Here is a 14,975-nt window from a genome sequence, read left to right on the forward strand (position 1 = left end):
GCATTGCAAAATTTGCAATGCGCAGGAAACGGGTCGAACCAGCGGTAAGCGATGGTCATGATCTCTCAAAATCAAGGAGATACATCATGTACAGGATTTCAGCGTTACCGACCGAACAGGTTCAAGCCTACCGTTTCGGCAGGCCTGATGGTTATGGAAACCCGCCAGAGCGCGCAATTTCTGACGGTGGGGGAAATCCTTGCCGTCATTGCTTGAAATACATACCGGAGGGCAAAGAGATGCTAGTACTAGCGCATAGGCCCTTTGCGGAAACTCAGCCCTATGCGGAAACCGGCCCGATCTTTCTATGTGCCGAACCTTGCGCGCGCCACGAGGATGAAGATGGGGTTCCCGAAACGCTGATCAGCTCGCCGAACTACTTGATCAAAGGGTATGGATCGGACGATCGTATCGTCTATGGTACCGGCATCATTGCGCCTCAAGCGCAGTTTCAGGAAGCGGTCGCGAACATATTTGACCGTGCCGACGTTGCATACATCCATGTCCGATCAGCGCTGAACAACTGCTATCACACGCGGATCGATCGTGCCTAAAGTTTGACGCGGTGCATCCCGCGACGCGGTTGGTTCGGGTCGTCGACTGGCAGGTCGTCGGCCCGGCTGGACGTGAGAGCGAGGAACACATCCTCAAGATCGGCCTCTTCAGTTCGCACATCCTGAATGCGGATACCGGCCTGACGTACTGCCTCCAGTACCTGCTCAGCCGTGGTCAGATTGCTGTGATACTGTAGCACAAGATCGCCATTCTCACGTTGTGCCGCAGTCACGTTTTCTGCCGTTGGAAGAGCCTGAATAGGGCGATCCGGCACAATCACCATGGTCCTGCTGTCCATGCGGCCCAACAGATTTGCGGTGCTGTCCTGAGCGATCTTTTCGCCGTGATTGATGATGGCGATCTCGTCACACATCTCCTGCGCTTCTTCCAGGTAATGCGTGGTCAGTATGATGGTCATGCCCTGTTCGTTCAGCTTGCGCACATTGGCCCACAGCATCTGCCGTAGTTCGATATCCACGCCCGCGGTCGGCTCGTCCAACACCAGGATTTTCGGATGATGCACCAACGCCTTCGCCAGCAGCAGACGCCGCCGCATGCCTCCCGACAGCGTGCGGGCATAGGCCTCGGCCTTGTCGGCAAGCCCTACGAGGTCGAGGATTTGGTCGCTGCGCCGGTCTGCCTTGGAAATACCATACAGTCCGGCCTGAACCTCCAATGCGCCGCGCGGCGTGAAGAATGGATCAAGGTTCAATTCTTGCGGCATTACACCGATGGCGGCGCGGGATTGGCGCGGGTTCCGATCCTGATCAAAGCCCCAGATCGAGACGCTGCCCGAGGTTTTGACCACCAGCCCCGCCAGAATGTTGATGAGAGTCGATTTACCGGCGCCGTTAGGGCCAAGCAGGCCGAACACTGATCCCCGGGGCACTGTCAGATCGATACCTTTCAGCGCCTGCTTCTCGGGCTGGCCCTTGCTGCCGCGATAGGTCTTGCGCAGTGATTTGATTGTGATTGCCGCATCGGACATGTGGCCCTTGCCCCCGGTTTGCTCATCGCCCATAAACGCACCTAATACATGCCCGCGAGGCCGACAACCAAAGAAGGATCGCCAGCCGTGACCATCGAAGCGCCGGAAACCAAAATCGTGGAAACCACCCGCGTCGCCTGTGATGGCGGCGAGGGCGCGCTCGGCCATCCGCGTGTCTGGCTGCAGATTCCTGAAGACACTGGTTGGGTCGAGTGCCCTTATTGCGATTGCAAATACCTGCTGCGCGGTGCGATCTCTGGCCAGGACGCTTAAGGGCGGCCAGACGGCAGGCGGTCGTAATTGGCGAGGATAGATGATGCTGTTCACAGCCAAAACGATTGACCTTTACGAGAGCCAGCCAATTGCCAACGGGACCGTACGCAGTGTCTTTGATTTTCCCGGACAACCCAACCTTCTGATCAAGGTTTTCACCCGATCTCAAGACCGCGTTTCGCACAGGCTTGGCAAGCGACTGGTGTGGAGACTTTTCCCCGAGGCGCAATATCGCAGCACCCTGAAAGAACTGGAATGCGAGCTTCGCGTGTCGCTGAAACTCGGGGTGGATATTGAACGCTCCCCCCTGTCCAGAATGTTGGGCGTGGTTCAGACAACGCGCGGGGCGGGCGTGGTTGTGGAGCGCATCGCAGGCCTTGATGGCGGGCTTGCGCCTAAGCTTAGTGAAGTCAGTCGCGGCGGGTTGGACGCCACGGCGTTGGAGGCGCTAAATGTCTTTGTCGGGCAGATGTTCGACCTTCATATTGTCGCGCGCGACATTAAACGCTCGAATATCGTATTCGGGACGCGGGGCGCCGGCCCAGCCTGTTTCCTGATCGACGGATATGGAGAGCGGAACCTCATCCCGCTGCGTAGCCTGTCCCGACGTCTTAATGATCGCTCGCTGAATAAACAGTTTGCGTTGATTGCGCAAAAAGCGGGTTTGACGTGGAATGCGGATAAGCGCAATTTTTCGAATAGCTAAGGCCAGATTTCGGGCAAATTAGGTCGCAACGAATTGGCCAAGCGGCCTCGTCTTTCGTTCAGCCCTTCTGTACAACTTGGCGCAACCCAGCGCAGGAGCCTCATATGACTAGCACCCAATTCGGAAAAGGCTGCCATCTGCATCTCATTGATGGATCAGCTTTTATCTTCCGCGCCTATCATGCGCTGCCGCCTTTGACGCGGAAATCGGATGGGTTGCCGATTGGGGCCGTGTCGGGATTCTGCAATATGCTGCAGAAATATGTCGAAGGAAATTCCGGTCCTGATGCGCCGACTCATGTGGCAGTGATCTTTGACAAAGGCTCGCACACGTTCCGGAACGATCTGTACGACCTCTACAAAGCCAATCGTGATGCGATGCCCGAGGATTTGCGCCCGCAGATGCCCCTGACTCGCGAAGCCACGAAGGCCTTCAATATCGCCTGCAAAGAGCTTGAGGGGTACGAGGCCGATGACATCATCGCCACCCTCGCCGTTCAGGCGCGTGAGGCCGGTGGGCGGGTAACCATTGTCAGCTCTGACAAGGATCTCATGCAGCTGGTGGGCGGCGGTGTTGAGATGCTGGATGCGATGAAGAACAAGCGCATTGATCGCGATGGAGTCGTCGAGAAGTTTGGCGTCGGGCCCGAACGAGTTGTGGATGTGCAGGCTTTGGCCGGGGATTCGGTGGATAACGTGCCGGGTGCCCCAGGCATTGGTGTGAAAACGGCGGCGCTGTTAATCAATGAATATGGCGATCTCGAAACCCTGCTTGATCGCGCGGAAGAGATCAAACAGCCCAAGCGTCGTCAGACCCTGATCGAAAAGCGCGACCAGATCGAGCTGTCGAAGAAGCTGGTGCAGTTGGACGAAAACACCCCACTAGATTTCACGCTGGATGATTTGGAGGTGAAAGATCCCGATGCAGAGACCCTGCTGGGTTTTCTCGCTGAGATGGAGTTCCGCACCCTCACCAAGCGCATCGCCGACAAGCTGGGGGCCGAAGCCCCGGTGATCGCAGATGCCCCAGCGCCTGTTGAAGCGGAAGAGGCCGAGGCCCTGCCGTTTGACGCCTCGAAATACGAATGCGTGCGCGATGCTGCTGCTTTGCAGAAATGGATCGATCAGGCCTATGAACGTGGCTGGATCGCGGTAGATACAGAGACCACCGGCCTGAATGAAATGATCGCCGATCTGGTGGGTATCTCTCTATGTGTAGAGGCCGGTGAGGCTTGCTACATCCCGTTGACCCATCGCGAAAGCGCGACCGATGATCTGTTTGGCTCCGACGCGATGGCCGATGGACAGATGCCGATGGATGAGGCTTTAAACCTGCTGAAACCGATTTTTGAGGATCCATCGATCCTGAAGATCGGACAGAACATGAAATACGACGCCAAGATCTTCAAGCGATACGGCGTCGACGTCGCCCCCATCGATGACACGATGCTAATGTCATACGCCATGCACGGCGGTGAGCATGGCCATGGCATGGATACGCTGTCGGAACGCTATCTGAGCCACACGCCGATCCCGATCAAGCCATTGCTGGGGTCCGGCAAGTCGGCGATCACCTTCGACAAGGTTCCGATTGACGAGGCTACTGCCTATGCCGCCGAAGACGCGGATATCACCCTGCGTCTGTGGGAGCTGTTCAAGCCTCAACTGCATCAGGTGCAGGTTACCACGGTTTACGAAACCCTCGAACGTCCATTGGTGCCGGTTCTCAAAGAAATGGAGATGCATGGCATCAAGGTCGACCGCGATGTTCTCAGCCGGATGTCAAACGCATTTGCGCAGAAAATGGCCGGGTTAGAGGCTGAAATTCACGAATTGGCTGGTGAGAGCTTTAACGTTGGTTCGCCTGCGCAGCTGGGCGAGATCCTGTTCGACAAGATGGGGCTTGAGGGAGGTAAGAAAGGCAAAACCGGGAAATATTCGACCGGGGCCGATATCTTGGAGGATCTTGCCACCGAACATGAACTTCCCCGTCGGGTGTTGGACTGGAGGCAGCTCTCCAAGCTTAAATCAACCTATACCGACGCGCTGCAAACACATATCAATCCGGATACAGGCCGTGTGCATACGTCTTATTCGATCACCGGGGCGAACACGGGCCGTCTTGCCTCAACTGATCCCAACCTACAGAACATCCCGGTACGGACGGAAGAAGGGCGTCGCATTCGTGAGGCGTTTATTGCGGAGCCGGGCAATGTAATGGTCAGTTTGGACTACAGCCAGATCGAGCTGAGGATATTGGCTCATATTGCTGATATTTCGACCCTGAAGCAGGCGTTTTCGGATGGTTTGGATATTCATGCCATGACCGCATCCGAGATGTTCGATGTGCCCTTGGATGAGATGACGCCTGATATCCGCCGTCAGGCAAAGGCGATCAACTTTGGTGTGATCTATGGCATCTCGGGTTTTGGCTTGGCCCGTAATCTGCGCATACCGCGCGCCGAGGCGCAGGGGTTCATTGATCGCTATTTCGAACGTTTCCCAGGCATTCGGACCTATATGGACGACACTGTCGCATTCGCCAAAGAGCATGGCTATGTGCAGACTCTGTTTGGGCGGAAGATCCATACGCCAGAAATAAACGCAAAAGGCCCGCATGCAGGCTTCTCAAGAAGGGCCGCGATTAATGCTCCAATTCAGGGTACGGCAGCGGACGTGATCCGCCGCGCGATGGTGCGGATGCCTGGCGCGATCGAGGGATTGCCTGCCAAAATGCTGCTGCAGGTTCATGACGAATTGTTGTTCGAGGTGGCTGAGGATGCCGTGGATCAAACGATCTCAATCGCGCGCGATGTGATGGAGGGGGCGTCAGACCCGGCTGTCAAACTGGACGTTAAACTGTCTGTAGACGCCGGTCAGGGTGCAAACTGGGCCGAAGCGCACTAAGGGTGGCCTGCTCATCAGGCCCTGCGGGCCCTCTTTGCTGCGGGTCAGGCCTCGGGCCTGACCAGGCGCGCGATTAGTCGTTTTACGGATGGACCCAGCGTCAGGATTACTGTGAAGGCGATTGGCCAGCAAAATGCCCATGAACCCATCCAATCGGCGAAAGTCGACGGACCGAAGCCAATAGCTTTGACCGTCGCGATTCCCGTGACGACGCAAGACATCAGGCCCGACATGATCAGGGCGAACAAAGCATTGGCAAATCGGGCGGGGATCATGAGTGCTGTCCTTGGGTGTCGACGTTTTAATTGCGACATTTCAGGAAGAAAATCCAGCCTTCTTCATGGCTTTACTGACGTAACCAGATCAAAGTGTCTTGGGTTCGCCGAGTTGTGGGCGTGTATTCGGCGCTGACCCAACCCTGATAATCTGATTGATCCATCGCCTTGAACAGGGCTGCGAAATCCATCTCACCTCGTCCGGGTTCCGAGCGATCTGGCGCGGCCCCAATCTGTGCGTGGACGATCTGAGCCTTGAAGCGGTCCCAGATTGTAAGCGCGTCGCCGTGGATCATTTGCGCGTGAAAGCTGTCATATTGCAGGCCAACATTTGGCCGTTCAACGTGATCGAGAACTTCTGCGGCAAGCTCATAGTCATTCAGGAAGTAGTGAGGCTGTGAAACGGGATTAAGTGGCTCGATCGTGAACATTTGGTCGGGCGCGAAATCTGCGGCCCATCGCAGGTTTTCAACAAAGCACGCGAGTGCTTCTTCTCCCGAGGCGTATCCCGCCATTACATGGATATATTGAGGCATTAGAACTTTGGCATAGCGCAGAACGCGCCGGATGTCGGATTGAAACCGGGCTGTGCCACCGGGAACGGCCGCATATCCCGGCTCGCCACCAGTATAGTTTGGCGGTGGAGCGTTGATCAGCACCAGATCAAGCCCGTTTGCCAATAGCGCCCTGCGGGTTTCCTTGGCTGCCAGATCGTAAGGAAACAGAATTTCAACCGCCGTAAACCCGGACTGTGCGGCGGCTGAAAACCGGTCGAGATAGGGCAACTCTGTAAATAACAGCGAAAGATTGGCGGCAAATTTGGGCATTGGGTGCGCGGTCTCCTGAGTGTCTGAGCATATCGACCAAGTTAGGCGGCTAAAAGAGTCGGAAAACGACAGTTTGTCGAAAATCGGCCAGATCAATGGCTGCGAATCAGAAAACCTTTGGTTCAAGCGGTGCCTCGGTGCAGGGGCTGCGTCAACAAAAGGTCTGAATACGATGGCAATGAGCCCTGAACCCGCGCGCGGGAACACCTTTGCTGTATCCGATAACAGTCAAGCCGCGTTTACCGGGAACACGTTAGCGGTGGCATCAATGTTGACCTGGGCGGCGGGCTTTCCAGCCGCCGAAGTTTTACTGCAAACTTGGCCGCCAATAGCGCTGTTTGCGGCGCGTATGATGCTTGCGGTTCTGGTTATGGTGCCGATCTGGATATTGTTGGATGGGCCAGCGCGCGTTCTGCGCGCCCGCTGGGGACATGCTTTTTTTGTTGGCGGCTTGGGGATTGGATCAGGGATGTTTCTAATCCTTGTCGCGCAAAAGCTGACCGACCCGGTCACGGTTGCAATCATCGCCTCTTGTGCACCTCTGATCGCGACGCTGTTGGAACTGGCAGCAGGGACACGACGATTGCGGTGGAAATTTGCGCTAGGTATGGGAATTTCGATAATAGGCGGATTGATTGCGACCAGCGCCGTCGCGCCTGCGCAGTTGGGGATCGGTGCGGTTTGCGCAGTGGTGTCGACCGCGCTGTTTTGTTGGGCCAGCATGGCAACGGCGCGCGATTTCCCCGAGCTCACCCAACTGGGCCGTTGCACAATAACGCTTGTCGGAGGGCTGCTGACCGCGGTCGTACTGTTGCCGGTAGCCGGTTTTCTGGGGTTTGAAGTCATGCCCACACCGTCGGTCGACGCAGCACAGATGGGAATGTTGGTTTTCTATGCACTGTTCTCACTGGGCCTGAGCCAATTTTTCTTCATCGCATCTGTTGGGAAATTGGGAGTGGCGCTGGCCTCATTCCATATCAACATCGCGCCATTTTACGTGATGGTGATCATGATGGCGTTGGGAGAGGAGTGGAACTGGACCCGTGCGCTGGGTGCGGCGATCGTGGCGCTGGCGGTGGTGTTGGCACAAGACCGCAAGCCGCGACCGGTTCAATCTTCAAGTGCAGCAGAGGCGATCAGCGGAAAAAACTGACCTTCAGACCAGACACCGAACCAACCGTCATGATGGTTGCCGATCTCAACCAATCGGTAAAAGCTCTTGCGATCAATGCGCGCCTCTAGGTTGTCGCGAACCAATATGTAGGGTGACGGCTCATCTGTTTCCGCATCAAATACAATGCGGATTGGGTGATTGGGCCCGGCAGTGGCTGTATCGCCCACCTGCGTGGTAAACGTCAGGCGCTGGGCGTCGCTCTCACCATCCTGATCGAAATCGACGGCGACGAACGGCGCATCCTCGACGGTGATTCCCACCTTTTCGACCGGGGTAACCAGAAAATACTTGCCCTCTTCTTTCTTAAGAATTGAGGAAAATAGCTTCACAAGCTCGAACCGGTTGATGGGTGACCCTAGATAACTCCAAGAGCCATCTTTTGCGATCCGGATGTCCAGATCGCCGCAAAACGGAGGATTCCATAGGTGTACGGGCGGTAAACCCCGTGTTTTGGCCGCTTTGACCGAAGCCGCCAGGCCGTCTGGCGAAGGGGTCACGGGTTTTTGTCCGCTCATTGCTTTTGCCATTTCCTCTCAGCGCGATACACTTCAATCATAACTGTCCACGGAAGGGAACCTCATGTCCGAACCTGCCGACCTCGTGTCCGAGATCGAAGCGCTGGAAAACAAGCTGCAAGAGGCCAAAGTCTCGATCACCCGCCGCTTTATCGGGCAGGAAAAGGTCGTCGATCTGACCTTGACCGCCTTGTTGTGCGGCGGTCACGCGTTGTTGATCGGATTGCCGGGGCTTGGCAAGACACGGCTGGTCGAGACGCTGTCGACGGTCATGGGCCTTCATGGCAATCGCATCCAGTTCACCCCGGACCTTATGCCAGCGGATATTCTGGGATCCGAAGTATTGGACACAGCCGAGGATGGCAGCCGCCATTTCCGGTTCATTTCCGGCCCGATCTTCTGCCAGCTGCTGATGGCGGATGAGATCAACCGCGCCAGCCCCCGGACCCAATCGGCGCTGCTGCAGGCGATGCAGGAACGCACCGTGACCGTTGCAGGAGAGGATAGGGACTTGGGCGTGCCATTCCATGTGCTGGCCACGCAGAACCCGATTGAGCAGGAAGGGACCTATCCTTTGCCCGAAGCTCAACTGGACCGTTTTCTTGTGCAGGTTGATGTGGAATATCCGGATCGCCAGACCGAACGCGACATTCTGCTGGCCACAACCGGTGTCGAAGAAGCAGAGGCGCATCAGATTTTCACTAAGGAAGAATTACTGGCCGCACAGGTTCTGTTGCGCCGGATGCCGGTTGGAGAGTCGGTTGTCGAACTGATCCTCGATCTGGTCCGTGCCTTCCGCCCGGATGAGGCAGGCGCGTCCGAGCGGGTGAGGGAAACCGTCGCTTGGGGCCCCGGCCCGCGTGCTGCGCAGGCGCTGATGATGACCGTACGTGCCAATGCGATGCTGGAAGGCCGACTGGCCCCCAATGCCGAGGATGTGCTGACCATGGCGCGTCCGGTTCTCAGCCACCGCATGGCGCTGAACTTTGCAGCCCGAGCACGGGGCGACAGCCTGTCTGACCTGATTGAGTCCACCGCTGCCGGTCTGGTTCGCACCGAGGCTGCGGCGTGAACGCCGCCCAGACTCTACGCGAACGATCCGAGGCTGAGGCGTCCCGGCTGCCACCCCTTTTGGCGCGCGCCGAACATCTGGCCGGAACCGTGTTATTAGGAGATCACGGGCGCAGACGCTCGGGTCTGGGGGATGATTTCTGGCAATACCGTCCAGCGCAAATCGGCGACAGTCGCCGGATGATTGACCATAGGCGCTCGGCCCGTGGCGACCAGCAGTTTGTGCGCGAACGTGAATGGCAGATTGCGCAATCGATCATGCTTTGGGTCGATCAGGGTGCATCGATGCGGTTTGCTTCAGACAAGACCTTGCCAACCAAGATCGACCGCGCCCGCCTGCTTGGGCTCGCAACGGCCATCCTGCTTGTGCGTGGGGGTGAACGCGTTGGTTTGACGGGAACAACCCTGCCCCCGCGCAGGGGCAATGCACAGATCATAAGATTAGCGCAGGCTTGGTCAGAGGATGCGCAAACCGATTATGCACCACCCGAACATCGCGCGATGATCCCGCATGCGCGCGCGGTGTTTATCTCGGATTTCCTGGGGCCGCTGGATGAGGTTGAGTTGGCGCTTACCAAAGCAGCCGACCGAGGTGTTCGCGGCGTTCTAATGCAGCTTCTGGATCCCAGCGAGGAGTCCTTTCCCTATTCCGGGCGTACCGTCTTTGAAAGCGTCGGCGGCACTGCCCGGCATGAGACTTTGAAAGCTGCAGACCTACGAGATCGCTATCTGGATCGCCTTGCACGGCGTAAAGACGCATTGTCGCATCTTTGCCGCGCGACCGGCTGGCAGATGGGGCTACACCATACTGGTGACAGTGCACAATCGGCTCTATTGTGGCTCTATCGCGCCTTGGATGGGGGTGCGCAATGACAGTTCTGGTGGGCATTGGCTTTACCGTGCCTTGGGTGCTTCTGGGGCTTCTGACCCTACCGATCCTTTGGTTGATCCTGCGCGCTGTCCCACCAGCGCCCATCCGTCGCCTGTTCCCGGCTGTGACGTTGTTGTTGGGCCTGAAGGATGACGAAAGTGTCTCGGACCGCACGCCGTGGTGGCTGTTGCTGCTCAGAATGTTGGCGGCAGCGGCAATCATCATCGGGCTGGCAGGGCCGGTACTGAATCCTTCGCGCGATGAGACCGGATCCGGGCCGTTGCTGCTGGTGCTGGATGCCAGCTGGGCAGGTGCGACGCGTTGGTCATCGACGCTGGATCAGATCGATGCACAGCTGACCGAAGCCGGCCGTGCTGGTCGCCCGGTCTCGATCTTGCGCCTGACCGAACCTGAGCCACCTGTGTTTCAGGCCGCCGAAGCTTGGCGCGGGCGATTGCCAGGTCTTACACCGATGCCTTGGCAACCTACCGAAGCACAGATTCCCCAAACTTTGGCCGCACTGGAGCAGGTAGAAGATGGTTTTGACACCCACTGGTTCTCTGATCAGTTGGCGTTTGAGGGTCATGATCGTCTGGTTTCGGCCCTGCAGGGGCGGGGCGAAGTGATCGTTTATCAATCCACCGCATCCGCGACCGCGATCCTGCCTGCAACGTATCAGGACGGAGCGATCCAGCTTCGCGTTCTACGTGCCAATCCGGGCCCAGCCGAAAGCGTTACAGTGCTGGCGCAAGGGCGCGATCCAGTGGGCGCGATGCGCGTGCTGCAATCCACGTCACTGGAGTTTGAAAGCGGCTCTACACAGGCGCAAATCGATCTCGCTCTGCCCTCGGAATTGCGCGCTCGAATTACACGGTTCGAGCTTCAGGGCCAGCGCTCTGCCGGTGCGGTGACCCTAACAGATGACAGCCTGAGGCGGCGCGAAGTGGCGCTGATCGCAGGCACGCTCAACCGTGAAGGGTTAGAGCTGCTTTCACCGCTCCACTATCTGACACAGGTGTTGATCCCAACCGCTGATTTTGTTGAAGGAGGTTTGACTGAAGTCCTCCCCGCCAACCCGGATGTGATCGTGCTCGCGGATGTAGCGAGGCTTTCTGATTCAGAACAGGCTGAGGTCATTGAGTGGGTTGAACAAGGCGGCCTTCTGCTGCGCTTTGCTGGACCGCGTATGGCCGCAAGCGATCTGGGTCGAGATGAAGAAGATGATTTGTTGCCGGTGCGTCTGCGTAGCGGTGGCCGTTCCGTCGGCGGCGCGATGAGTTGGGGCGAGGCCAAGGGTTTAGCGCCGTTCTCAGAAAACTCGCCATTCTACGGGCTAACCATACCCGAGGATGTCACGGTAACAACTCAGGTGATGGCACAACCAGACCCTAATCTGGCCGATCGGGTGATTGCGTCACTCTCCGATGGTACGCCTTTGGTTACCCGCAAACCCTTAGGATTGGGGCAGGTGGTGCTGTTCCATGTTACGGCGGATGCGGAATGGTCAAGCCTGCCACTATCTGGCCTATTTGTGGAGATGTTGGACCGGTTGGCCGTCGCTTCTGCCGCCAAATCTCGGCAAGAGGCGCAGATGCAGGGAACAGTTTGGGAGCCGGTTCAGATACTGGATGGTTTTGGCACTCTGACCGATGCCGGAACGTTGGCCGGGGTCGATGGGGTCGAGCTGGTCTCGGGCCAGATCGGACCAGACTTGCGCCCGGGCCTTTATGAAAGCGGCAAGCAGAAACTTGCACGGAATGTGTTGGCCGAGGATGCGGTGCTGACGCCAGCCGTTTGGCCTGCCGATGTCCCGATCCGGGGACAGGATATCACAACAGAGACGCCGTTGGCGGGTCTGTTGCTCAGCCTTGCGCTCGTGCTGTTGACGATTGACGTGATCGCGTCATTGGCTCTTTCCGGACGCTTGGGTCTGGCGCGCGCGGCGGCCGTGATGCTGGGCGCATTGCTGGTTGTTCCGGATGCGCAGGCGCAGACGCCGGATGATACCGACTTCGCGCTGAATGCGACGCAGGAACTCGTATTGGCGCATGTGCTGACGGGCGATGCGCAAGTAGATGATATCGCGCTGGCTGGGCTGCGCGGGCTCGTGCAAACGCTGCATTATCGCACCTCGGTCGAGCCTGCTGAGCCCATCGGGGTCGATCTGGAACGCGATGAGCTTGCGTTCTTTCCGCTACTTTATTGGCCGATCACAACCGATCAGCCGCAACCTTCGGCCGAGGCCTATGCCAAGCTCAACGCCTATCTGCGATCAGGCGGGATGATCCTGTTTGACACGCGCGATGCCGACATCGCCGGCTTCGGGGCATCCAGCCCCAATGGGCGCAAGCTGCAACAATTGGCTGCGCCGCTAAATATTCCCTCATTAGAGCCGGTTCCGCGTGATCATGTTCTCACTCGCGCCTTTTATCTGCTGCAGGATTTCCCGGGTCGCTATTCCGGCACCGAAGTCTGGGTCGAAGCCGCGCCGCCGAATGCCGAGCAGATCGAGGGGATGCCGTTCCGCAATCTCAATGACAACGTGACCCCGGTAGTGATCGGGGGCAATGACTGGGCCGGGGCCTGGGCGGTGGATCGCAACGGTCAGTCCCTTTTGCCTGTGGGTCGCGGCTATGCTGGCGAACGGCAACGTGAACTGGCCCATCGCTTTGGCGTTAATCTGGTGATGCATGTACTGACCGGAAACTACAAATCCGATCAGGTCCACGTGCCCGCCCTTTTGGATAGGTTGGGGCAATGACCGGTACCGTCATCTTTGATCCGCTGATCCCATGGCCCGTTTTGGCCGTTGTCGCCGCCATCGCGCTTGCCGGGGTAGTGCTGGCGCTCTGTCGTGGCTTGTCGGGTTGGGCGTTGCGTGGTTTGGCTGCTTTGGTTGTCCTCTCCGCACTTAGCGGTCCAGTATATCAGGTCGAAGATCGTGCGCCGCTCACCGATATCGTGCTGATGATCGAAGATGAAAGCGCCAGCCAAACCCTGTCGGATCGTGCCGAACAGACCATTCAGGCCGCAAACGAGCTTGCGGCTGAAATCGAAGGCCGCGACAATACCGAGCTACGCCGCATTCAGGTTGGTGACGGCGACGGGGATGAAGGCACGCAGGTCATGGCCGCTCTGAACGCGGCCCTCGCCGAAGAACCCCGGGCGCGGATTGCAGGCATCATCGTGGTCTCAGACGGTATAGTGCACGACGCAGACCAAGCTCCTGACCTACCTGCGCCGATGCATTTGTTACAGACAGGGCGTGCGAGTGATTGGGATCGTCGGCTGATCGTGCGCAATGCACCTGCATTCGCCATAATCGGAGAGCCTGTAACGCTTACCCTACGCGTCGAGGATACCGGCGTAGCGCCTGTCGGTGTCACAAACGCCCCGCTTGAGATCTCGGTCGACGGTGCTGAGCCCGAGCGCTTCACCATTCCCATCGGTGTGGACGTAGAGTTGCCGATTACCTTGCCGCATGGTGGGCGAAACGTCATCCAGTTCTCGGTTCCGCAGGCCGAAGGCGAGTTGACCGAACGCAACAACACCGCCCTTATCCAGATGAACGGCGTGCGGGATCGTCTGCGCGTCTTGCTGGTATCGGGCGAGCCGCATCCTGGCGGGCGCACGTGGCGCAATCTGCTGAAATCCGACAGCTCGGTTGATCTGGTCCATTTCACCATCCTGCGGCCACCGGAAAAGCAGGACGGCGTGCCGGTAGATGAACTCTCATTGATTGCCTTCCCAACGCGCGAGCTGTTTCTGGAAAAGATCAATGACTTCGACCTGATCATCTTTGACCGCTATAAGCGGCGTGGCATCCTGCCTGCGATCTATCTGGACAACGTGGGAGACTATATCGTCAATGGCGGCGCGGTGCTGGTTGCTGCGGGCCCCGATTTTGCCACCGCGGACAGTCTTTTCCGCTCTCCGCTTGGGCCAGTCCTGCCCGCAAAACCCAGCGCACGGGTCTATGAGGAACGGTATGTGCCTATGGTTACCGATCTGGGCCAGCGCCACCCGGTGACTACTGACCTGGGCGATTCTGAATCATGGGGCGCGTGGTTGCGCCAGATTGATGTCAGCCAGCTATCCGGCGACATGCTCATGACCGGCGTGGATGACCGTCCGTTGCTGGTACTGGATCGCGTCGGCGAAGGACGTGTGGCGCTGATGGCCTCTGATCACGCTTGGCTGTGGAGCCGCGGTTTTGAGGGCGGTGGCCCCCAGTTGGAGCTACTCCGCAGGCTGGCCCACTGGATGATGAAAGAACCCGAGCTTGAGGAAGAGGCGCTGTGGGCCGAAGCGAATGGCCAGTCGATGCGTATCATCCGCCAGACGCTGGAGGATGAGGTTGGCCCCGTGACCGTTACCCGCCCTAACGGCGACACCTTGGATATCACGCTGAACGAGGTTTCGCCTGGTCGGTTCGAGGCGCAGTATTTCGGCCCCGAAATTGGCCTTTACCGACTGGAAGAGGGTGAGCATTCCGCCGTGATCGGCCTGGGCCCTGCCGCACCCAAGGAATTCGAACGCACGATCGCAACCGATGAAATCCTAAGCCCGGTTCTGGCCAGCCTGCGCGGCGGTTCGATTCGGGTGGAAGAGGGCCTGCCCTCAATCCGGAACGTCCGTGTGGGCCGACCGGCAGCAGGACGGGGCTGGATTGGGCTGACACCGCGCGACGCCTACGAAACCCGCGATGTTACACAGGCCGGGTTGCTTCCCCCCTGGCTGGTGTTGCTGCTGGCCGGTGGGTTCCTCTTGGCCGGTTGGTTGCGCGAGGGGCGTCACTAGCGCGGTTTAAGCAC

Annotated in this window: 13 protein-coding genes; 9 read left to right on the forward strand and 4 right to left on the reverse strand. The window is 58.2% G+C overall.

Annotated features, from left to right (window positions below; genetic code table 11):
- The first annotated feature begins 86 nt into the window (after nucleotides 1–86).
- Nucleotides 87–554, forward strand: coding sequence for a DUF1203 domain-containing protein (locus G7G_RS0103385; RefSeq protein ID WP_029621695.1), 468 nt, complete (start codon nucleotides 87–89; stop codon nucleotides 552–554).
- Here the strand turns inward: G7G_RS0103385 and G7G_RS0103390 are convergent.
- On the reverse strand, nucleotides 551–1,543 hold the full coding sequence (locus G7G_RS0103390; RefSeq protein WP_037320699.1) for an ABC transporter ATP-binding protein: 993 nt from the start codon (nucleotides 1,541–1,543) through the stop codon (nucleotides 551–553). The two genes, G7G_RS0103385 and G7G_RS0103390, sit on opposite strands and share 4 nt — an antisense overlap.
- 87 nt (nucleotides 1,544–1,630) lie before the next feature.
- Here G7G_RS0103390 and G7G_RS0103395 point away from each other — a divergent pair, with 87 nt between their 5' ends.
- The 3 genes from G7G_RS0103395 (at nucleotide 1,631) to polA (ending at nucleotide 5,428) form a co-directional block, all read left to right on the forward strand.
- Nucleotides 1,631–1,816 carry a zinc-finger domain-containing protein gene (locus G7G_RS0103395; protein WP_010438384.1) on the forward strand — a complete coding sequence of 62 codons (186 nt, stop codon included), beginning with the start codon at nucleotides 1,631–1,633 and terminating at the stop codon, nucleotides 1,814–1,816.
- 43 nt (nucleotides 1,817–1,859) lie between these two features.
- The gene (locus tag G7G_RS0103400) at nucleotides 1,860–2,522 is read left to right on the forward strand and encodes a YrbL family protein (protein WP_029621696.1); all 663 of its coding nucleotides are present in this window, start codon (nucleotides 1,860–1,862) and stop codon (nucleotides 2,520–2,522) included.
- Between the two features lie 104 nt (nucleotides 2,523–2,626).
- Entirely contained in the window at nucleotides 2,627–5,428 is a 2,802-nt protein-coding gene (polA, locus tag G7G_RS0103405) for a DNA polymerase I (protein ID WP_010438387.1), read from the forward strand.
- A 44-nt stretch (nucleotides 5,429–5,472) separates the two neighbouring features.
- Here the strand turns inward: polA and G7G_RS0103410 are convergent, their stop codons facing one another.
- Nucleotides 5,473–5,703, reverse strand: a complete 231-nt coding sequence (locus G7G_RS0103410; RefSeq protein WP_010438389.1) for a DUF2798 domain-containing protein — start codon at nucleotides 5,701–5,703, stop codon at nucleotides 5,473–5,475.
- A 71-nt stretch (nucleotides 5,704–5,774) separates the two neighbouring features.
- Nucleotides 5,775–6,530 (reverse strand): hydroxypyruvate isomerase family protein, encoded by a 756-nt coding sequence (locus G7G_RS0103415; protein ID WP_010438392.1) that lies wholly within the window; start codon nucleotides 6,528–6,530, stop codon nucleotides 5,775–5,777.
- Nucleotides 6,531–6,708: 178 nt separating this feature from the next.
- Between G7G_RS0103415 and G7G_RS0103420 the strand changes: the two genes are divergently transcribed.
- On the forward strand, nucleotides 6,709–7,683 hold the full coding sequence (locus tag G7G_RS0103420; protein ID WP_238528760.1) for a DMT family transporter: 975 nt from the start codon (nucleotides 6,709–6,711) through the stop codon (nucleotides 7,681–7,683).
- Here the strand turns inward: G7G_RS0103420 and G7G_RS0103425 are convergent.
- The gene (locus G7G_RS0103425) at nucleotides 7,641–8,219 is read right to left on the reverse strand and encodes a DUF1285 domain-containing protein (protein ID WP_037320725.1); all 579 of its coding nucleotides are present in this window, start codon (nucleotides 8,217–8,219) and stop codon (nucleotides 7,641–7,643) included. The two genes, G7G_RS0103420 and G7G_RS0103425, sit on opposite strands and share 43 nt — an antisense overlap.
- Nucleotides 8,220–8,283: 64 nt before the next feature.
- Between G7G_RS0103425 and G7G_RS0103430 the strand changes: the two genes are divergently transcribed.
- The 4 genes from G7G_RS0103430 to G7G_RS0103445 are packed head-to-tail and all read left to right on the forward strand — an operon-like array spanning nucleotide 8,284 to nucleotide 14,961.
- Entirely contained in the window at nucleotides 8,284–9,291 is a 1,008-nt protein-coding gene (locus tag G7G_RS0103430; RefSeq protein ID WP_010438401.1) for an AAA family ATPase, read from the forward strand.
- Complete coding sequence (locus G7G_RS0103435) at nucleotides 9,288–10,163, forward strand: DUF58 domain-containing protein (protein WP_010438403.1); 876 nt, start codon at nucleotides 9,288–9,290, stop codon at nucleotides 10,161–10,163. Before G7G_RS0103430 ends, G7G_RS0103435 begins: the two co-directional genes overlap by 4 nt.
- Complete coding sequence (locus G7G_RS0103440) at nucleotides 10,160–12,922, forward strand: DUF4159 domain-containing protein (RefSeq protein WP_010438404.1); 2,763 nt, start codon at nucleotides 10,160–10,162, stop codon at nucleotides 12,920–12,922. Before G7G_RS0103435 ends, G7G_RS0103440 begins: the two co-directional genes overlap by 4 nt.
- Nucleotides 12,919–14,961 (forward strand): membrane protein, encoded by a 2,043-nt coding sequence (locus G7G_RS0103445; protein ID WP_010438406.1) that lies wholly within the window; start codon nucleotides 12,919–12,921, stop codon nucleotides 14,959–14,961. The genes G7G_RS0103440 and G7G_RS0103445 overlap by 4 nt, the downstream gene beginning before the upstream one ends.
- The last annotated feature ends 14 nt before the right edge of the window (nucleotides 14,962–14,975 follow it).

It is taken from the genome of Ruegeria conchae (assembly GCF_000192475.1).
Taxonomy (GTDB): Bacteria; Pseudomonadota; Alphaproteobacteria; order Rhodobacterales; family Rhodobacteraceae; genus Ruegeria; species Ruegeria conchae.

Bases quoted from the DNA above. Each gene is read 5' to 3' on its own strand.
- G7G_RS0103410 (WP_010438389.1), bottom strand. From the start codon at position 5,703: ATGATCCCCGCCCGATTTGCCAATGCTTTGTTCGCCCTGATCATGTCG.
- G7G_RS0103385 (WP_029621695.1), top strand. From the start codon at position 87: ATGTACAGGATTTCAGCGTTACCGACCGAACAGGTTCAAGCCTACCGT.
- G7G_RS0103425 (WP_037320725.1), bottom strand. From the start codon at position 8,219: ATGAGCGGACAAAAACCCGTGACCCCTTCGCCAGACGGCCTGGCGGCT.
- G7G_RS0103440 (WP_010438404.1), top strand. From the start codon at position 10,160: ATGACAGTTCTGGTGGGCATTGGCTTTACCGTGCCTTGGGTGCTTCTG.
- G7G_RS0103445 (WP_010438406.1), top strand. From the start codon at position 12,919: ATGACCGGTACCGTCATCTTTGATCCGCTGATCCCATGGCCCGTTTTG.
- G7G_RS0103430 (WP_010438401.1), top strand. From the start codon at position 8,284: ATGTCCGAACCTGCCGACCTCGTGTCCGAGATCGAAGCGCTGGAAAAC.
- polA (WP_010438387.1), top strand. From the start codon at position 2,627: ATGACTAGCACCCAATTCGGAAAAGGCTGCCATCTGCATCTCATTGAT.
- G7G_RS0103390 (WP_037320699.1), bottom strand. From the start codon at position 1,543: ATGTCCGATGCGGCAATCACAATCAAATCACTGCGCAAGACCTATCGC.
- G7G_RS0103415 (WP_010438392.1), bottom strand. From the start codon at position 6,530: ATGCCCAAATTTGCCGCCAATCTTTCGCTGTTATTTACAGAGTTGCCC.
- G7G_RS0103420 (WP_238528760.1), top strand. From the start codon at position 6,709: ATGAGCCCTGAACCCGCGCGCGGGAACACCTTTGCTGTATCCGATAAC.
- G7G_RS0103400 (WP_029621696.1), top strand. From the start codon at position 1,860: ATGCTGTTCACAGCCAAAACGATTGACCTTTACGAGAGCCAGCCAATT.